Origin of the sequence: Rhodococcus sp. WWJCD1, assembly GCF_002258735.1 — a bacterium.
Taxonomy (GTDB): domain Bacteria; phylum Actinomycetota; class Actinomycetes; order Mycobacteriales; family Mycobacteriaceae; genus Rhodococcoides.
Genome location: NZ_NOXY01000005.1, coordinates 132169 through 150901, shown reverse-complemented (window position 1 = coordinate 150901; position 18733 = coordinate 132169). Strand labels below are relative to the sequence as shown.

General features: G+C 60.1%; 20 protein-coding genes and 2 pseudogenes. 5 read left to right on the top strand and 17 right to left on the bottom strand.

Annotated elements, in window-relative coordinates; genetic code table 11:
- Positions 1 to 106: 106 nt before the first annotated feature.
- The 12 genes from CH286_RS28080 to CH286_RS02385 all read right to left on the bottom strand — a co-directional run bounded on the left by CH286_RS28080 (position 107) and on the right by CH286_RS02385 (position 9575).
- Entirely contained in the window at positions 107 to 394 is a 288-nt protein-coding gene (locus tag CH286_RS28080) for a hypothetical protein (protein WP_094608239.1), read from the bottom strand.
- Positions 395 to 541: 147 nt separating this feature from the next.
- Positions 542 to 1321 carry an FAD-dependent monooxygenase gene (locus CH286_RS28075; RefSeq protein ID WP_094608238.1) on the bottom strand — a complete coding sequence of 260 codons (780 nt, stop codon included), beginning with the start codon at positions 1319 to 1321 and terminating at the stop codon, positions 542 to 544.
- A 129-nt stretch (positions 1322 to 1450) separates the two neighbouring features.
- Positions 1451 to 1579, bottom strand: a complete 129-nt coding sequence (locus CH286_RS28070; protein WP_255182546.1) for a hypothetical protein — start codon at positions 1577 to 1579, stop codon at positions 1451 to 1453.
- 209 nt (positions 1580 to 1788) lie between these two features.
- Entirely contained in the window at positions 1789 to 2154 is a 366-nt protein-coding gene (locus CH286_RS28065; RefSeq protein WP_255182545.1) for a PaaX family transcriptional regulator C-terminal domain-containing protein, read from the bottom strand.
- A gap of 444 nt (positions 2155 to 2598) precedes the next feature.
- On the bottom strand, positions 2599 to 3519 hold the full coding sequence (locus CH286_RS02420; RefSeq protein WP_094608372.1) for a VOC family protein: 921 nt from the start codon (positions 3517 to 3519) through the stop codon (positions 2599 to 2601).
- A gap of 78 nt (positions 3520 to 3597) precedes the next feature.
- On the bottom strand, positions 3598 to 4632 hold the full coding sequence (locus tag CH286_RS02415) for a zinc-binding dehydrogenase (protein ID WP_094608371.1): 1035 nt from the start codon (positions 4630 to 4632) through the stop codon (positions 3598 to 3600).
- 62 nt (positions 4633 to 4694) lie between these two features.
- Complete coding sequence (locus tag CH286_RS02410; RefSeq protein WP_094608237.1) at positions 4695 to 5588, bottom strand: fumarylacetoacetate hydrolase family protein; 894 nt, start codon at positions 5586 to 5588, stop codon at positions 4695 to 4697.
- A gap of 30 nt (positions 5589 to 5618) precedes the next feature.
- Positions 5619 to 6365 carry an SDR family NAD(P)-dependent oxidoreductase gene (locus CH286_RS02405; protein WP_217902898.1) on the bottom strand — a complete coding sequence of 249 codons (747 nt, stop codon included), beginning with the start codon at positions 6363 to 6365 and terminating at the stop codon, positions 5619 to 5621.
- 163 nt (positions 6366 to 6528) lie between these two features.
- Positions 6529 to 7845, bottom strand: coding sequence for an MFS transporter (locus CH286_RS02400; protein ID WP_094608235.1), 1317 nt, complete (start codon positions 7843 to 7845; stop codon positions 6529 to 6531).
- Between the two features lie 126 nt (positions 7846 to 7971).
- Positions 7972 to 8727: an SDR family NAD(P)-dependent oxidoreductase gene (locus tag CH286_RS02395; protein ID WP_094608234.1), complete on the bottom strand. Its 756-nt coding sequence runs from the start codon at positions 8725 to 8727 to the stop codon at positions 7972 to 7974.
- A complete protein-coding gene (locus tag CH286_RS02390) occupies positions 8720 to 9073 on the bottom strand; it encodes a nuclear transport factor 2 family protein (protein ID WP_176458111.1) in 354 nt (117 codons plus the stop codon). The genes CH286_RS02395 and CH286_RS02390 overlap by 8 nt, the downstream gene beginning before the upstream one ends.
- Before the next feature lie 34 nt (positions 9074 to 9107).
- Positions 9108 to 9575, bottom strand: a complete 468-nt coding sequence (locus tag CH286_RS02385; protein ID WP_094608232.1) for an SRPBCC family protein — start codon at positions 9573 to 9575, stop codon at positions 9108 to 9110.
- A gap of 290 nt (positions 9576 to 9865) precedes the next feature.
- Here CH286_RS02385 and CH286_RS02380 point away from each other — a divergent pair, with 290 nt between their 5' ends.
- The 3 genes and pseudogenes from CH286_RS02380 to CH286_RS28375 all read left to right on the top strand — a co-directional run.
- Positions 9866 to 10627 (top strand): GntR family transcriptional regulator, encoded by a 762-nt coding sequence (locus tag CH286_RS02380; protein WP_176458110.1) that lies wholly within the window; start codon positions 9866 to 9868, stop codon positions 10625 to 10627.
- Between the two features lie 226 nt (positions 10628 to 10853).
- Positions 10854 to 11195, top strand: a pseudogene (locus CH286_RS28380) (nuclear transport factor 2 family protein); the annotation flags it as partial.
- Between the two features lie 353 nt (positions 11196 to 11548).
- Positions 11549 to 11650, top strand: a pseudogene (locus tag CH286_RS28375) (amidohydrolase family protein); the annotation flags it as partial.
- A gap of 362 nt (positions 11651 to 12012) precedes the next feature.
- On the opposite strand, the gene CH286_RS02370 reads toward CH286_RS28375, so the two are convergent.
- From CH286_RS02370 to CH286_RS02360, 3 genes are read right to left on the bottom strand one after another with little or no spacing between them, the layout of a single operon-like run.
- Positions 12013 to 13398 carry a sensor histidine kinase gene (locus CH286_RS02370; RefSeq protein WP_094608229.1) on the bottom strand — a complete coding sequence of 462 codons (1386 nt, stop codon included), beginning with the start codon at positions 13396 to 13398 and terminating at the stop codon, positions 12013 to 12015.
- A complete protein-coding gene (locus CH286_RS02365; RefSeq protein ID WP_176458109.1) occupies positions 13395 to 14066 on the bottom strand; it encodes a response regulator transcription factor in 672 nt (223 codons plus the stop codon). Before CH286_RS02365 ends, CH286_RS02370 begins: the two co-directional genes overlap by 4 nt.
- Positions 14067 to 14081: 15 nt before the next feature.
- Positions 14082 to 14585 carry an SgcJ/EcaC family oxidoreductase gene (locus CH286_RS02360; RefSeq protein ID WP_094608228.1) on the bottom strand — a complete coding sequence of 168 codons (504 nt, stop codon included), beginning with the start codon at positions 14583 to 14585 and terminating at the stop codon, positions 14082 to 14084.
- A gap of 254 nt (positions 14586 to 14839) precedes the next feature.
- Between CH286_RS02360 and CH286_RS02355 the strand changes: the two genes are divergently transcribed.
- Complete coding sequence (locus CH286_RS02355; protein WP_094608227.1) at positions 14840 to 15856, top strand: magnesium and cobalt transport protein CorA; 1017 nt, start codon at positions 14840 to 14842, stop codon at positions 15854 to 15856.
- A 115-nt stretch (positions 15857 to 15971) separates the two neighbouring features.
- Here the strand turns inward: CH286_RS02355 and CH286_RS02350 are convergent, their stop codons facing one another.
- On the bottom strand, positions 15972 to 16763 hold the full coding sequence (locus CH286_RS02350; protein WP_094608226.1) for an SDR family NAD(P)-dependent oxidoreductase: 792 nt from the start codon (positions 16761 to 16763) through the stop codon (positions 15972 to 15974).
- The gene (locus CH286_RS02345; protein ID WP_441347102.1) at positions 16760 to 17677 is read right to left on the bottom strand and encodes an alpha/beta hydrolase; all 918 of its coding nucleotides are present in this window, start codon (positions 17675 to 17677) and stop codon (positions 16760 to 16762) included. Before CH286_RS02345 ends, CH286_RS02350 begins: the two co-directional genes overlap by 4 nt.
- 106 nt (positions 17678 to 17783) lie before the next feature.
- On the opposite strand from CH286_RS02345, the gene CH286_RS02340 reads away from it, so the two are divergent.
- Positions 17784 to 18380 (top strand): TetR/AcrR family transcriptional regulator, encoded by a 597-nt coding sequence (locus CH286_RS02340; RefSeq protein ID WP_094608225.1) that lies wholly within the window; start codon positions 17784 to 17786, stop codon positions 18378 to 18380.
- Positions 18381 to 18733: the final 353 nt, after the last annotated feature.

The window sequence follows — 18733 nt, the reverse complement described above, 5'->3', positions numbered from 1 at the left end:
TGTAGTGAATTTGACGAACCGTCGTTTGAGCGGACCGATGGTGTGTCGGGTCAGTTCTCTCCTCGTCTCGTTCCTGCCGCCCTCCTCGGATTCCGACCGGCGCGACCTACCTCATCAGTTCCGAACACAGAACTCGCGACAGTTCCGTGCCGCCGCGGACCACGACTGCAGCCGGGTTGTTTTCGATGATGGTGCAAATGAGGCGACGGGTGGATGGGCCGAGAGTGGTGCCGTGTACGTCAGGGGCCGTGACCAACGGCAGGGTGCCGTGGGCTGAGTCGTACTCCGACGCCGCAGTGATCGTCGTTGTCCCGTCGGAGAGGTGAAGCTGGCCGTCTGCGGTGTCGACGACGGTCAGCAGTCGTGTAACCAGGGTCTTCGCTCCGATTGTCAACGGCGTCGAAAGAGGTTCGCTTTCATGCTCTTTCGTCCACGAGATCTCGATGGTCGCGACGAACTGCGGATCGCGGACACGATTCTTCTCGGCAGAAATCGACCTGCTGAAGAAGTGGAACCCGAACTGCCACGGCTCGAGCGAACGCTAGTACTCGCCGAAGTGGTCCCACCAGGACAAGCTAGGGACGGACGAGGTCTGGATCTTTGCGACCTGAGGTCTACGAGTGTTCTCGAACTCCGTCAGTGCGACGTTCATGTCCGAATGCGCAGCGACGCTGTGTGCGAGCGCAGCACCGTCCTCCATGGCCATGTTGGTACCGGATCCGACCGAGAAATGGGCTGTATGCATCGCGTCGTCGATGAACACCACCGGAGTGCCGTGTTCGGCGCGCGTGTGCCAGTGTTCGGTGCGTCGGGTTCGGAAGTTCGACCACCGGGAATTGTTGGCCACCAGTTCATGACCTTCGATTTGGTCGGCGAACAGGGTTCTCAAGTATTTCTGGCTGACGGTGTCGGAGACTCCCGACGGGGACGAGGAGTCGAATCCATCCAATCCGGCGCGACGCCACGTGTCCTCGTCGGTCTCGACGATGAAGGTGCTCGAGTCGGACCCGATGGGGTAGGCGTGGACCGCGAAGTTCCCGTGCTCGGACTCGGTGTGCAAGAACGTGAGGCCGTCGAATTGGAAGGTGGTGCCGAACCAGATGAATTTGACGGTCGCATCTTCGACCGAATGATTCAACTGATCCGAGAAGTGTTGGCGTGATGCAGAATTGGTGCCGTCTGCGACGACGACGAGATCGTACTTGCCGGATGCATCGAGTGACTGGGCATCGACGAAGCTGGAGTAGTGCAAGTTCGCGCCCAGGGCGGCCGCGCGGCTCTGTAGTGCGCCGAGGAGGACGCGGCGGTGAACGGCGGACATACCGTTTCCGCCGGCTCGGACGGTCTGCCCCTTGGCTCGAACCTCGATCGCGTCCCAGTGTCGACCATGATCGGTGAGTGTGTCTCGAAGTACCGTGTCGACCTTGTCGAATTAGTCGAGCGTACTATCCTAGAACACCACTCCGAAGCCGAACACGTCGGCTTCCTTGTTTTGCTCGAAGACGTCGACGACCGAGTTGGGTACGCGCTGGGCGAGTGCAATGGCCGAGAACAATCCGCCGGGGCCGCCGCCGATCACTGCGACCCGTAGTGGATTTACACGGGGGTCAGGTGTTACACGGGGGTCAGGTGATGGGCCGGAGTCTGTCGTTGCGCCTGGGTGTGACATCGATGTCGTCCCTTGTAAGAGATTTTGATTGCCCGTCTATCGGGTCCCATTAAACACATTATGTGACAGAACGGTGAAATTAGTCAATGTAAATGATACATGTTTTGCTTTTCGTGCACTCAGAGGCCCTGGGCTGACCGCACGAATGCTTCAGCTTCGTCCCGTAGTGCGTCGTCGCATTCGACGAACAGCACGTGCGCGGGACCTCCGCGCCACCGCGGCGGGAGAAGGGGCTCGGGAAGATCCGGGTCGCGAAAGGGGAAGCGGCGGTAGGCCTGCACCAGTTCCATCCGCTCCTCGAGAGCCTTTCGACCGGTCACTCCTCGTCGGTACCGCGCGATACGTGACGTATGAAGGCAAATGAATTCCTGATACCCCTCGCCCAATTCGGCCAGATCCCAACAGCGTTCTGCAATGAACCGGTCGTCGGTCAGCCCCGAAGCACGACTGCGCAGGCAGCGCTGTCTCGATGCGCTTGCGTCCATCGCGTTCGAGGCCTGTCGGATCCACCAGGACCTGGGTCCAGGTCCTGTCCCACTCGCCCACCAGACGTTCGAATACTCGACTGCGCCCGTCTTCGAGCAATCTCCAACTCTGTTCGTCGAGCAGGTAGGTGACTTCTCGACCGAGTTTTGCCGAGTCGAACCAGCCTTCCTTGCGCAGCCGTGCCATCACCACTCTGACCGTGGCAGGCTCCACACCGAAGACCCCCATGAGTTCGGTTGAGGGCACCGAGCTTCGCGGCACCGCCGGTGAAGCGAAAATACTCGCCGTACAAGTCGAAGACGAGAGATCGTGGTCGCACCGTGGCTGCTTCAGCTAAATATGCAACAAAAGTAGATGCAATCGTATCTTTACGTTACATATTTGGGAACCGTCCGGTACCGGGTGGGTTGCGGACAAAATTGTCCGCAACCCACTGCGTAAACTCAGTGTTCCATTTCCTGTTCGTTGATCGGGCCCCAGATGTTCACGGTCGCGACATCGACCTCCCACGTCCGCGGGTACTGCGGGTAGCTCTCGTGCCACGGACGAGGCTCCCAATAACCCTTGGCTTCGTCGTGAATGATGTCGAGCTGGGTGAACAGTTCGATCGTGTTGCCGTCGGGGTCCTTGTGGTACGTGAACAGATTGTGTCCGGGGCCGTGACGACCGGGTCCCCAGTGCAAACGGAAGTCGTTCTTGGCGAGGTGATCCACCATCGTGATCAGGTGGTTCGGATCCCGCATCTCGTAGGCGATGTGGTGCATACCTACCTTCTTCGTGCTGGACATGAAGTTTGCAGCGTGATGGTCTGCGTTGCACCGGAGGAAGACGAAGAAGTCGCCGATGGTGTCGGACCATTTGAATCCGAGTAGATCTTGGTAGAAGTTCTGCATTCGGTCGAGCTCGGGTGTGAACGCTGCGACGTGACCCAGTTTGGTCGGTCGGAGCGTCGCGCGTCCGTCGACTCCGCTGGCTTTCTGCGACTCGATGAGGTGGAGTTCGACGCCGGTCCCCGGCTCGCTCAGGATGACTACGTCGGGGGTTCCGGGCGCGACGTCGGAACGTCGTTCGACCTCGTAACCGGCGTTGTTCAGGCGTTGCTGAGCGTCGCTGAGTGAATCCCACACCTCGTAGCCCACGGCCGAGCGAGCCTTCTTGTCGCCCTTTTTGATGACGACACTGTGGTGGTCCGCACCGGTGGTGAGAAATGCCTCGTCCGCGGACTGCTCGACGACCGCGAAGTCGAGAACCTGCGTGTAGTACCACACCATTCGTTCGACGTCAGGAGTGTCGAAAGTGACGTAACCAAGTTTGGATACTCGGGCCGCTGGGTCCGCTCCATCGGGATTGGGTGCGCTGGTCATGGGTTGTCCTTTCCAATGTTCGTCTTCGGTCGGCACGAACACGACGATCGGGCCGACGGTGCCTGTGCTTGGTCGGTTCTAGTCCACGGTAAGAGTCACGCGGCCTACGTTGGAGCTGCATTCCACGTATCGATGAGCCTCGGATGCCGATCTCAGCGGGAACGTTCGGTCGACGACGCTGCGGAAACCCTTGTGGACCTCTGCCCACATGCGGGTTGCCGATTCGAGGTTCCCCGTTCGAACGCCGATTATTCGTTGTCCCTGCGAGTACAGCCTCTGCAGATCGACGGTGACTTCGCGGCCGAGGAATGCTCCTGAAGTGACCATCGCTCCACCGGGTGCCAAGGCGTCCATGCCCTTGGTCCACAATGCGAGGTCCCCGAGGTTGTCGACGACAATGTCTGAGCCGCGGCCTGTGAAAATATCTCTGATGTCCTGCGCCAGCGAAACGGACGTGGAGTCGAGCACATTGGCGAAACCTAGAGCGGACAGTCGCTTTCGCTTGTCGGCATGTCGTGACGTAACGATCAGTTCGGCACCGAGATGCTGGGCAAGGAGAGCCGTCGTCGATCCCAGTGCCGATGTGGCTCCCTGTACGACAAGGCGTTGTCCAGGAACAAATCCCGCGCGGTGCAGTTGGTTCATCGCCACCGCACCGGCCAATGCCACCGCCACAGCGTCGGAGGGTGACAGACCGTCCGGTACGGAGAACACGTTGCGCGCGGGGACTGCAGCGTACTGGGCGTACGCCCCCTGACGGTGAGTGCCGATGATTTGCAGTGTCGGTGACAATTCTCCGTATCCAGCCTGCACGACAGGACAATTTGGGTCCGTGACCACGGGGAAGGTGGCTACGTGATCTCCGATCCGATGTCCGGTGACGTCGGCACCGATCGCGGCGACGACTCCGGCGTGCTCGGCCCCGAGTATGTGCGGGAACGAAAAGCGAGCGTATGGATGGTTGCCGGAGCGCGCTACGAGGTCGAGCAGTCGGCCGACACTCACTGCACCGACGCGTATCAGAACGTGATCCCGCGCGAGTGGTGGTACCTGAACTTCTTCCGGGTGCAGAACATCGGGTCCACCGAATTGTCGGAATGTCACAGCGGTCATCGTGCCCGGCAGTGTTGCCTCCGTTGGCCAGCTCGTAACACGCGCGATGTCGTCGTGGGAGGTCATTTTGCAACGATCGTGTTGGTGAGTTTTCCGATCCCGTCGATTGCCACGGTGACGACGTCGCCGACCTTCAGGAAGTCCTTACGCGGCATGCCGACTCCGGCCGGGGTGCCCGTCAGAACGAGATCACCGGGAGCGAGGGTCATGATGCGGCTCGCAGCAGCGACGAGAGCGTAGACGTTGCTGACCATCTGGGAGGTGTTGGAGTCCTGCTTGATCGTTCCGTTGACATCGAGGCGTATCCCGAGTGCCTGCGGATCGGGTACTTGCCAGGAAGGTACGATCCCGGGTCCGATGGGGCAGAAGCCGTTCTGGCTCTTGTGTCCCACCCAGTCCCATTCGAATGCCGGGAAGACTGCGTTGTCGCGGTGGAACAGTCCACGGTCGGATATGTCGTTGGCTACTACGTATCCCGCGATATATTCGGCTGCCTGTTCTTCGGTAATCGAGTCACATGTGCGTGCGATGACGACACCGAGCTCTGCCTCCCAGTCCACGTTGGACCGATCCTTGTCGAAGATCGCGATATCACTGGCGGGCCCGATGACCGTGGCGGTAGGCGACTTGAGGAAGAAGAATGGATCCGCCGCGGGGTCGGGCCGTGCGGTGCCCATTTCTTCGGCGTGGTCGTAGTAGTTCACGCCCGCGCACAGGATCGAGTTCGGGTATGTCAGCGGTGCCACGAGTACGGCGCTGTCGACGATCTCCAGTTCGTCTATGTCGAGGTTCTGCAACATATCCCGGTGGGTGTCCCATTGGCGAAGTAGTTCGACGGTGTTCATCTTGTTCAGGTCGATCGGAGCGCGCCGGACGACGCCGTCGGAGGCTATTCCCAGCGTAACGTCGGCACCGTCGACCGTGTACTGGACGAGGGACCAAGTCGGTGTAGTCATAGAGGTTTCTTTCATTCGATTTCAGTGAGCTCAGCTAGCGAGCCATCCGCCGTCCACGGGTAGTACGACGCCGTTGATGTACGACGCCTGGCTCGATGACAGCCATGCCACGGCGTTGCCGACTTCGTCGGGTTGGCCGTACCTCTGGGCTGCGGTCCTTCCGACAACCTGCTCCATGATCTCGTTCGGAACCGATGCTGTCATCGCGGTGGCGATCGGGCCCGGGGCTACGGCATTGATTCGTATCCCTGAGGTGCCGTAGTCCAGTGCAGCCGTTTTCGTCAATCCAACAACGCCGTGTTTGCTTGCGGCATAAGCTGCTTGGCCATTGGAGCCGGCGAACGACCAGACCGATGCCGTATTGACGATGGACCCTGTGGCGCGGGGGAGCATGGCACGAAGCTGATACTTCATACAGAGAAACACGCCGGTGAGATTGACCTTGATGACGGTGTCCCAGTCGTCGTCGTCGAGCTCGGCCAGTGGAGCCGGCCGAAAGGTACCGGCGTTGTTGTGAGCGATGTCGAGCGGTCCGAATGTCCTCTCGGCATGCGCGATTGCAGCTTGGACGGAATCGGAGTCCGATACGTCCGTGCGTATATACGACGCGCGTCCACCGGAGTCGACGATCGATCGCAGTGTTTCTTCTGCGTCGTCGTCGAGAAGGTCGCAGATCAACACTGCCGCGCCTTCGCGGGCAAGCGCGTGCGCCGATGCCGCACCGATTCCGCGAGCCGCGCCGGTAACCATGGCAACGGAGCCTTCCAATGAATTCACAGTTCTCCAAACGTTGATCGATCTGTTTTTCCGGCCTGTCATCCCGCCACACGACTACGCGTTCAATCAGCGTGATCAGCGGATGTCGCTCGAGTCCGTATCAATAGTGTCGACACTTAGTCCTTGTGTCAAGCATCACTGTGCTGACGTACGGGTGGCCTGATCACTGAGGAGTGTGTCGGGTCGATTCTGTGCGCGTGAGTGGGACGAGGAACATGGCTACCGCGCCCGTGACTGCAAATGCAGCGAAGGTGTAGTAGTTCCATTGGTGGCCGAGTGCGGATGCGGTGATCCATCCACCGATGGCCGGGCCCGCAATGGCACCGAGCCTGCCCAGTCCAAGGACGAATCCGATGGCACCTGTGCGCAGCGCGTCCGGGAAGTAGGTGGCCACCCACCCCGTGACGACGATCTGAGTCCCGGTGGTGCCCATTCCCAGCATGGCAACCACCACGAACAGTCCTGCGGTGGGAAGCCCCGTGCTGATCAAGATCGTCGAGGTGGTCGCAATCGAGAACGCGATCACAGCGGGAATCTTGGAGCCGATTCGGTCCGCGACGACAGAGCCGGTAATTCCCCCGACGATCGCCCCTGCGTTCAAGGTGGCCAAGAACGTCAGTGACATTCCGAGCGAGTACCCGGCCTCTCTCATGATGTTGGGTAGCCAGGTGTTGACGCCATAGATGACCAGCAAACCGCAGAATGTGGCGACGGTGAACAATGCCAGGGGGAGGGCATGTGTGCGCGCGAGCAATTGGCGCATGCTTCGGTCCGTCTGTGAACGAGTGCGAACAGCGGCGTCGTCCAAGCCGTACTGCTCGGTGAGGTGATCGGCTTCGGATCGACGGCCCTGCGCGATCAGATAGACGCGGGATTCGGGCAACACTCGCCAGATAGCGGGTACGAGCAGCAAGGGAATGAGCCCGATGGCGTACATCCACCGAAACCCCAGCTGCGGAAGCACGACAATGGCGGTGCCCGAGGCCAGAATTGCACCGACGGCGTATCCGCTGAACATGAGCGCGTTGTTGAGATTGCGACGCTCACGCCGGGAGTATTCCACCGTCAGCGAGATCGCGGTGGGCATCACCGCCCCGAGGCCGAGACCGCCGAGAAACCTCACCAGAGCGAATACTTCCGGATTGGGCGCAAGTGCCGCGAATCCCATCATCGACGAGAAGGAGATGATCGAGCCCACCATGACTGCACGCGCGCCGAAGCGAGCACTGAGGGAACCGGCGCTCAAAGCCCCGATGAGCAATCCGAACGAGGTCAGGCTCCCGATCAAACCCACTGTGCTCGGGCTGATATTCCACGCGTCGTAACCCAGTATCGACGGGATGGTCGTGCCGTAGACGACGAGGTCGTAACCGTCGAAAGTGATGGTGAGGAAGCACAACAAGACAATCATGCCGCTGCTGCGTCTGCGTGCTCCGAGTGGTGCCGCGGCAATCGCAGGCTGGTTTTTCGAGTCGAACATCGTGAACTCCCAAGAATCGCTTGTGAAAACAAAGAATAGAAAAAGTGTCGACACTTAGACGTTGTGCCCATACCTGCGGCGCTTGTATTCGCGGATCAACGTCCGAGGCGATATTGGGGCCCGAGCCTAGCTTGCGGTGTAGGCCCCGTCGATGCTGAGCGCGGTACCGGTGACGAAAGAAGACGAATTCGACGCCAACCAGATTGCGGCGTCGGCAATTTCGTGGGGTTCGGCAATTCGGCCGATGGCATGCATTGCGTGCATTTTGTCCATGAATGTCGGATCGGATGCGGCGACCTCGTCGATCATTGCGGTGCGCACCACTCCGGGGCATATGGCGTTGATCCGCACTCCTGATGCGGAGAATTCGAGCGCGGCAGCTTTGGTGAGACCGATGACACCGTGTTTCGATGCGACATAGGAGGCTTGGTGGGGAAGTGCTACGAGTCCCAGGGCTGAGGCGGTGTTGATGATCGAGCCGCCGCCGGAGGCGATGATTGCTGGAATTTCCGCACGAAGGCATTGCCATACACCGGAAAGGTTGACATCAATCGTTCTGTACCAGTCGGTTTCGCTCATCTCGACGACGTTCTTGCCGGCGGCCTCGACGCCGGCATTGTTGTGGGCGATATGTAGTCCGCCGAAGTTGTCGACAGCGGCTGCGACCATTGCTCCCACGGAGTCTGCGTCGGTGACATCGGTTTCGACGAATATCGCTGGACTGCCCGACGGAAGATCTCGAACGGTCCGTCTGCCTGCTTCGACGTCTCGATCCGCGGCCACAACGCATGCACCGGACTCGATGAACGCCGCAACACATGCCTGGCCGATACCCCCGCCCGCACCGGTGATGACGGCTACTTTTCCTGATAGATCAAGCATAAACGGGCTCCAGATCGAAGAAGACTCGGTAGTTGTCGAATGAACCGTCGGGGTTCTGTCGCCACAGAGTCGCCACTGGAATAGTGACGCTGGTGCCGTCGAGTCGATCGTAGGTGACCTCGAGCTCGGTGATCGCAGTGCCTTCCACCTGCCACTCGTTCACGATTTCATGGTGTAGGCCTCGAATCGTGGTGAAGAAGGTGTCGACGCCGGCGCGCACCTGCGTCGGGCCGATCATCGTCGTCCCGTTCGCGAATGTGAGGCGTCCCGACTCGGCGAACATGTTCGCGAATGCCTCTACGTCGAGGGAGTCGATGACGGCGAAAACCTCTGATGCGGTTGCCATTGATGGTGTCTTTGTCATGTCGTCTCGATTCCGGTCACTGGGACGCTGAAGTAGCAACGCGGTCACGCACTGCCTGAAGTGTCGTCTGTACGGCGTCGAGATAGTCCGCTTTCATATTCGATGCAAACTCACCTTCCTCGGCGCTTCCCGCGTCGACACCGTCCACGACGATGCGGAATGTGAAAGTCAATTCAAGTGTGCCATCGCTTGATTCGCTGATCTCGTTGTCGATGGTGCCTCTCGCGATTCCATGTGTACGGACGAAATGGACACGTGATTTGGGGTAGAAGGTGACTGTCTCGCGCACGTGCTGTCCGACGTGAACGATGTCACGGATCAAACCGCCCTCGAACCGCTCGGCAACCACGCATTCGGAAATGTTGCGGACGTACGGGAGTGGGTTCTCCGCCTTTTCCACCAGTCCCGCCCACACATCGTCTCGCGTCAATGTCTCGGTGTCATCGGGGTTGTTCACTGCAATAGTGCTGCTTGCTTCGATCACGCGATCTTCTCCTCGAAAGTAGGGGACGCCGGGAGCATCGACTCGATGAACCGGGGCAAGTGTGAGTAACGCAGGTTCATAGTGTCGACACTATTTGTCCGTGTCAAGCATCACAGTCTTGATCAGGAGTGATGCGGTTCTCACCGTCGTCGATCGGTACGGTCGACAACCCGCAGGGCTGGTGGGAGGTGGCGAAAGAGTCGAACGCGGTGTCGGACCCGATTGCTCTGCCACAATCAGGTGGCAGCGCTTGCGAGTCGAGCGATCGTGTAGTCGAGAGGGTGGGAATCGTGACCGAGCTTTCCGAACAGAGGGTTTCGGCTATCCCGCGGCCGTCGTTCACCAACCCGCGTACGACCAGCATCGAAGTGCACCGTCATCTTCGCGACCTCATCCTCGATTCGACGCTGCCGCCCGGAACGTCGCTCAAGCAAGCCGAGTTGGCGCGCAGATTCGGCACCAGCCGAGGTCCGGTGAGGGAAGCATTCCGCATGCTGCAGGAGGAGGGCCTGATCGAGGCAGATCTGAATCAGGCCGGCCGTGTACGAAATGTCGATGCGAACGAACTCGATCAGCTCTACGGCGGCCGTATCGCCCTCGAGGCTTTGGCGGTCAGAACCACAACCGGGAGATTGACCGAAGATGAGTACATCCGGGCTACCACCTTGTTGACCGAGATGGAGCGCGTCCACGACCTGGGCGATATGGCAGCGTGGGGCGAGGTGCACCGTCAATTTCACCTGGCGTGCATGGCAAGGGTGAGCGATCCGTTGATGAAAACGATCACCTCGTATTCGGAACGTAGTGAGCGTTATCTGAGGCTGTATCAAATTTGGCACCCCCAGTCGTTCGCGACCGCCCATGACGAACACGAGAAAATCTTGAACGCCATTCGCGGTACGGACGCCAAGCGAGCCGGTGCCATGATGGCCGGCCACCTGGCACGCACCGCCCTGACAGTGCTGGACGACCTTGCTCCGGGCAGCGCCCATCACGCGGTCAGCGAGGCGCTCGTGATGGCCGGAGGAAAAGCGTCGATCCCACGCCGTTGACGTTCGACCGGCAGTTGCCTACTGGGATAACCGAGCCAACTATTCGTTTCGTCGAATTTCACCCACCTGCCGGTCGGGGGTCCCCACGGTCGAGTCGGCGGCGGGTCGTGGGTGATTGGAACCGACGAGATGCATGCCGAAAAAGCCGCACCCACACGAAAGGTGTCTACACTTTGGCTATGCCCTGAATCACAGGGTCAACTAAGCGGATATCGAGAAGTGCACAATGCTCACCACCGACAGCGCACAGTTGCAAAACCTGATCGACAAGGACCAGATCCGAAAGTTGCCGATCCGCTGCGCCGCTGCGGTCGACCGCAAGCAGCGGTCGTCCTGGCAGGAATGTTTCACCGAAGAGGCTCGCATCACGATGCCGTTCGCCAATCACGCAGGTCGGGACGGGCTTGCCGAATGTGGACATGCTGCTCTGTCGCCCTTCGAGGTCACCGATCATCTGTACGGCAGTATTCAGATCACGGTGACTGCCGAGGGCCAGGCATCGGGACGAACGAACTTCATTGCCGCCTGCACACATTCGCGATCTGACCTGAACCGAAATTTTGACGAGTGCGACTCGTACACTTGGAAATTCGCCAAAGTCGACGACCAGTGGCTGATCTCGAAAATGGACCTGGACGTCACGTGGACCCGCGGCCACGACGACACAGGTCTCGTAGGCAAAGCGTCCTCCGCTGCGCACGCCCCCGGCCCCTACCCGCGTTGTCGCCACCGACCGAGATCAGATCCTATGGGGCTCTACGACTACGTGCACGTATCGACCTCCAAGACCTCGAACAATGGCTTGTGCATGGCATTCGGTCGCAATTCTCGATGTCGACCACCCCAAGCGTGTAGGCGATGGACACGTCGATCTGCTCGACTGGGCCCGCGGAGTATGGGCGCAGTTCGAGGTAACCAAACCTGTCGACAAGCGATGCGCTCGACTTCGCCACCGTCCAGGGTGCTCGTGCACTCGGTTTCGACCATCGAATCGGCACCGTGGAGGTCGGCAAACGAGCAGACATCATCGTGGTGCGAGCTAGGACTGGAACACGGCGCCGCTCAACGATCCCGTCGGCCAGTAATCCTGGCGACGCACACAGGAAACATACACATCGTTCTGATCAACGGCGAGTTCGTGAGACGAGACGGCCTCCTGACAATACCCACAGAAGATGCCCGCAGAGAAGTACTCGAGCGAGCAGCAGCGTCGGCTGCGAGAATTCGTTGATCCTCAACCTATTCGAGTGGTCGGCGACCGAGAGCAAGCTCGAGCACCATGTGGCGACGGGGGATCACCCGTTCTCCGTTCGAACATCAAACGGTGAGCTGAGACCTGTATTCCGGCATCATCGAGCCCGCTCCTGGTTGAGAATTCGAGACTGTCACGCTGAGCGGAGCTCGACAGTGACGACGAGACCCCTGTGGTCACCGCGCCGAAGGGTGATCGATCCTCCGTTCTCCTCCGCAAGTTGTGCGGCAATCGGTAGGCCGAGGCCACTGCCATCGGAGTGCGAAAACGGTGGTTGAGGTCCACGCCAGAAACGGTCCAGTGCGCGTTCGATATCGCTGTCCGACAGGCCGGGTCCCTCATCACGTATCTGCACCAGCACTCTGGACCTACTGGTATGCGCGGAAACGGTCACCGTCGATCCTGCTGGTGAAAACGCGATTGCGTTGGACAGTGTGTTGTCGAGGATCTGTTCCAGGTGGCCACGTGTCATACGGGCGAAAGTTTGGTGCGGCACTTCGTCGTTCAGGGTCACCTGCGCCTCGGCGGCGGCGGCCCCCCAGGCTACTGCTCGCTCTCTCGTGATCGACGAGATGGACACCGATTCGATGCTGGGGACGGCGCTCTGGGCTCGGGTCAGCGCAAGCAGGTCGTTGACCAGACGAGTCATCCGAACCGTCTCCGCTATCGCATGATCCGTTGCACGACGGTCGTTCTCGGATCTGAGTCCGTCGTGCAGATTGTCCAGGCTCAGCCGCAGAGCAGTAAGGGGCGTGCGTAACTGGTGTGAGGCGTCAGCCACGAATCTTTGCTGCGCATCGACGAGGGTCCCGATCCTGCGGGCACCGTCGTTCAACGTTTCCGCCAGCAGTCTTGTCTCCTCCGGTCCGGCCGCAGCGACATCAGCGCGGGCCGAGAAGTCACCTGCCGACAGTTGTCCTGCCATCGCGTCGAGCATGCGGAGCGGACGGGTCATGGAGCGGGCGAGCCACAGTGCGATCACAGTTGCGACTCCGAGTGTGGCGCAGCCGGCGAGCGCCCTGAATACCCAGATCTCGATGATCTGTCGGTCGACGGGACCGGACGGATAGGTCAATCGAACTGCGCCGACCACCTGGTCTCCCGATAACGCGGGTACCGTCACCTGCAACCCAGGCTCGCCGAGTACCGATTCGTCGAGATGCAGGACGGTTTCCTTGCCATCTCTCGTATCGGCCAGATCTGTCGAGGTCGGACGAAGGATGTCGCGACCCAATGCCGGACTTCCGGTCGAGCTCAACAGTTCCACTCGCCCGTCCGTCTGTTCCTCGAGGTTCGTGCGTAGCGTTTCGAGTGCGAGGGCAGCGCCCTCTGCAGTAGCCGAGGACGGAGCAGTTTCGAGTTCGGCCAACAGGACCGCCACCGTGCGTGCCTCCCGAAGCCCGACTTCCTCCTGATTACCATTGAGCAACGACGCCAGCGAAATCCCCACCGGCACTGTGAAAATCACGAGGGCGAATACGACCAACAACAAGTAGGACATCACCAGGCGACGAGTCATGTCGGTACGTCCAAACGGAAACCGACCCCGCGGACGGTGGTGATCACAAATCTGTCAGCGAACTTCTGTCGCAATGCGGCGATGTGAACATCGAGAGTGCGGGTCGACCCGAACCAATGTTCGTCCCACACCGCGTCCATCAACTCCTCGCGGGTACGCACCGCCCCCGGTGAAAGGCCGAGATACGCCAGCAGATCGAATTCCTTGGGCGTCAGTGCCACCTCTTTGTCGTGGACCAGAACGCGGCGCGCCGAACGGTCGATCTGGATGTCGCCGATTGCCTGGACAGCTGCCGCAGAATCGGGGGCCGAGTCGATGCGGCGCATCACTGCCCGAATACGTGCAATTATCTCGCGCACACCGAACGGTTTGGCGACGTAGTCGTCGGCACCGACCTCGAGACCGGCGACGGTGTCGATCTCGTCACCCCTGGCGGTGATCACGATGATCGGCACCGTCGAATGGGCGCGAAGCATTCTGCAGACGTCGAGACCGTCCATATCAGGGAGTCCCAGGTCTAGCAGGACAACATCGGGAGCGGAAGCGGACAGAGCAGCGGAACCGGTTGCCACCGCTGTTACCTCGTATCCGTATCTCTCCAGACCGGAGCGAAGTGAATCAGCGATGGATCGGTCGTCCTCGACGAGTAGTACGCGCACGTCGAACATGTGCTCGATGAAGCGTCAGCTCGCTGCCACAGGCTCCTTCGACGAGTGGTGATCGATGATCTTCCACTGGTCATTTACCGACTCACGTTGGAAGACATAGGTGAAGCGGGCCGGAATCACCTCGCCGGTCGTGCCGAGCGTGAATGTGTACAGGCCCGAGTATGCCGCCAACGTGCTGCTGAGCGGCTGAGCCCGCCCCTCGGTAACCACCCCTACAGGCTTGTTCTGGAGGAAGAACTCGAAGTATCCCCTCCGCTCCTCGACGGAATCGAACACACCGGGAGACACAGTCGGCAGCAACACACCATCATCTGCGTACAGAGCGTTCACGGTGTCCGGATCGCCCGTCTCGACCGCGTCACTCCAGGTGTTGTAGATGGCTTCTATCTCGGACGTTGTGGGCAGCGTTCGAGAGGTGCTGCCTTCGGTGGCTTCGGCGATCTTCGACGAGCAGGCGGGCAGTAGGGCGATCACTGCGACGCCGAGGGCCAGTGCCGAAATGGATGTACGAGTACGCATGTGACCTCCTGGTTGATTGCCGGAAGTCGTGTTCTCCGGCGATGAATCAAGTGTGCTGGTGCCTGGTCCAGCGTCGGGCCAAGAGAATGTAAGGGCTATGACATCTTTCGGAAGGGCACCGCTGTGTCTGCGGTACAGCGCCTCTGCCTCCCCGTTGAGGGAGTGCGTAATTGTTTCGTAAGGATTCGTCGTCGACGAAGATTCGTCTGGCAGGCTCGCTACACACCATGTTCGGATAATTCGGAGGTTCATCTGTGGCAATAGTCGACAACGCTGTGTATGTCGACGGGAAGAGGACCGCGAACCCCGAGTCCTTGGAGATCACGTTCGAGGTGATGCGCAAGTGCAGAGGCGTGGCATGGGTTGGGTTGTATCGCCCTGGTATCGACGAAATCATGTCCATGGCAGATGAATTCGATATCCATCGGCTGGCGGTCGAGGACGCGATTGCTGCCCACCAGAGACCCAAACTCGAGCGCTACGGCGAGCAGCTGTTCGTCGTCCTCAGACCCGCCCGCTACCTCGACAAAAACGAGAAAGTCGAACTGGGGGAGGTGCATTTGTTCGTGGGTGTGGACTTCGTGGTGACGGTTCGTCATGCCGAGTCGCCCGAGCTTGCAGACGTACGTCAACGGCTCGAAAGTAGCCCAGACCTGCTCCGGCTGGGACCGGAAGCGATCCTCTACACGATCCTCGATCAAGTGGTCGACGAGTATCTTCCTGTCGTCGAGGAGCTCGAGATCGACACCGACGAGATCGAAGATCAGTTGTTCTCGTTCGATCCCGCTGTTTCCCGGCGTATCTACACCCTCGCTCATGAGGTGGCGGAATTACAGCGCGCTACAGCACCTTTGGTTCCGATGATCGAATCGCTGCGACGAGGGTCGGACAAATACGACGTGGACATCGAGTTGCAGCGAAATCTGCGCCGGGTTCTCGATCACTGTGTGCGAGTCGATGAGCGCGTCGATGCAGTCCGCTCGAACCTGCAGAACGCACTGTTGGTGAATGCGACTCTTGTTGCGCAACAACAGAACGACGAGATCCGCTCGATGACGCAGGTGAGTCTCGAGCAGAACGAACAGGTGAAGAAAATCTCGTCATGGGGCGCGATCCTGTTTGCACCGTCACTCATCGCTGCGATCTACGGAATGAACTTCGACGCCATGCCCGAGTTGTCCTGGCAGTTCGGATATCAACTCGCCCTGGTGGCAATGGCGATCAGTTCGATCCTGCTGTATATCGTCTTTCGCCGCCAGAATTGGTTGTGACAGAGGCCGAAGTTCGTTCGCTCACAACTACATCCTTTGCGGCAGGGATTTCGCAGATCCCGAACAGTCGACGTGACGGAAATGTTCGAGTCACGTCGACTCGTCTTCGGTGCCGTTATTTGAACGGATTAAAAGTGCGTCCGAGGATGTATTGAATGCGTTGGGGGATGGGACGCATCGCGGCGGCGGAAATCTTGTTGACGATTCCGGGCGTACAGACGGGTTTTCCGGCCATCACTGCTGCCCAGCCTTCGGCGACGACGTCCTCGGGTTGTTGCCACATGAAACGAGGCAGTCGGTCAGCCGCATCTCGCGTTCCCATGACGTCGTGGAACTCGCTGTGGGTGAAGCCGGGACACAATGCAGTGACGTTGATTCCGAACGGTTTGAGTTCCATATCGAGGGATTGAGACATGTTCAGTACGTACGTTTTGATCCCGGTGTAGAGCAATCCTTCGCCCGGCGGGGACAGCGCTGCAAGAGAGGAAAGATTGACGATTCGCCCCCAACGACGGTCTTTCATACCCGGAGTCACCAGGTGGGTCAGTTCGGTCACTGATGTCACCATGAGCTGCAGTTCGGCGGCAACCGCATTCCATGGGGTGGCGGAGAACTTGGTACTCGACGACAGGCCGGCGTTGTTGATCAGTACGTCGACAGGTATGCCCAGTTCGGTGGCCCGGTCGACGACTGTCGTCGGCCCTTCTGGTGCGCTCAGATCTGCGGCGACGACCTCGGCGCGTACCCCGTATCGGCTGCGTAGGTCCGATGCGAGTTCGTGTAACCGTGAGGCGCGTCGGGCAACCAGGATCACATCGTAGTTTTTGGCGGCGAGGTGGTGGGCGAAGCTGGCGCCGATTCCCGCTGACGCGCCCGTGACAAGGGCTGTGCGGCCTGTGGTGCTCATCGCATTTCTCCCACTGTTCGGTCGAGGAAGTCGATTTGGTCGCCGACGATCGTATCGAAGTAGGGGTCGAGATAAGGATCGAAGTGACCACAGTCGTAAGTAAGGATTTCTCCGTTGGGGATGCGACGGGCCACGGCGAGTGCTGTGTCGATGGGGGTGACATCGTCGTGTTTGGCAAGCTGGATCAACGTTGGTGCCGTGACGCGGCGGACGTGGCGGCCGGGAGAGTAGAACGGCACGCGGAGCACGATCCGAGCTGCGACATCGTTCTCCAGCAGGAGCTCTTCTCGCATGTCACCCATGCGTTCGACCTGCTCGTACGCGCCAGGGGAGGTCATCATCGCCATTTCACCGGGACGACCGATGGACTTGACTCGGTACGGCGGACGACCTGTCCACGCCCCCACCTGGTCCCGAATCGCGGCAATCATCAAGCGGACTACCGCTTTTGGTTTCTGCGTGAATGTCGACGCAGGACCGCTGACATGGGGAACCTGAACGATCGCTCCCGCCAGCGTGTGATCTTTGGCCGCGAGGTCGAGAACATGGCCCCCGCCGAACGAGGAACCCCACCCGACCAGACGGGAAGCATCGACATTGTCGAGTGTGCGAGCAAACGCGACCGCAGCGCGCCAATCGGCATGCTGCTTTGCGATATCTAGGACACGTCGGGGCTGACCGTCACTGTCGCCCCAGTGCCGGTAGTCGAAGACCAGCGCGGCGTACCCTGCCTGAGCGAATCGTGAGGCGTACGCGTCGAGTCGCAATTCTCTGAATGCCGCGAAACCGTGGGCGAGGACCACGATCGGCGGGTTCATCACACCATCAGGGCGATACAACCATGCCGAACACAGAATACCTCTGGATGTAAAAGTGACATCGGACCGAACATAGCTGTTTCGACGGTGCACCATGCTCTCCTTCATCGAGTATCTTGAATGCAGTTCAAGGACATTAACACTGTCTTGATTGACATTCAAGATCTGCGTGCGATCCGACGGGCAAGGGAGGCTGGAAACTGTGCCGCGCAACAAACGACCCCAGGCGGCGGACGAGAAGCGGGCCGAGATCGTCGCGGCCGCGCGGCGACTGTACGTCGACGGCGGCTACGACGCGACATCGATGAACCGGCTGGCCAAGGAAGCAGGCGTGTCTGCCAACACCATCTACTGGTACTTCGGCGACAAGGACGATGTCCTCATAGCGGTGCTCTCGGCCGTGATGGCCGAGGTGTGGCCGCGCTATCGAGATGTGGCCGATCAACCGATCGCCGCCCGAGTGTTGTGGATCGTCCGCAGGCTGACGGAGATGAGCGGACTGGTTACCACCGTGCATGCGCGCGTGGGGCATTCCCCGGCGGTCGCCGAATGGCACCACAACTTTCACCTGCTCACCGGCAGTGTGTTCGGGGCCGAGCTCGAGGACGCGGGTGTGCCTGCCGCGACGATCGACGCCGAGGTGATGATCGCGGTATTCACTGTCGAGGGACTGCTCATGCACACCCAGGACGAGCACGAACAACGCGCTATCTGCGAGGCGCTGGCTTCACGCTGGCCACCGTCCGCTCTCGGCGGAGAATGCCCTGCGCCGCCCCAGGATGGAACCACTCGTCGATAGCGCGATCGATTGGCAGCGGCGACGAACGTGACCCTGATAGAGGCTCTGTTCGAGAGCGACGGGATGGCCTATCCCTATCGCGCGCCCAGCCCGCGTTCTCACTGGTCCGTGCGATCGTTCGGTGTGGTGCGTGGGCGGACGGGCGGTCACATCTACGTTCGAGCAGACGAGCCGGTCCTGGTCCCACGGGACACCGATGGCGAGGGCTCGTGCTGCTGGGCCCGCGAGTGCAGTTGCCGACAGGTCGGTCACCGCGCCTGGTGGCAGGGGATGTGTGCCGCGACCGTAATGTTTTCGGGGCATCGATGGCGTGCTCGCTACCTGCCAACATCAACATGGCTGTGTTCGACGCT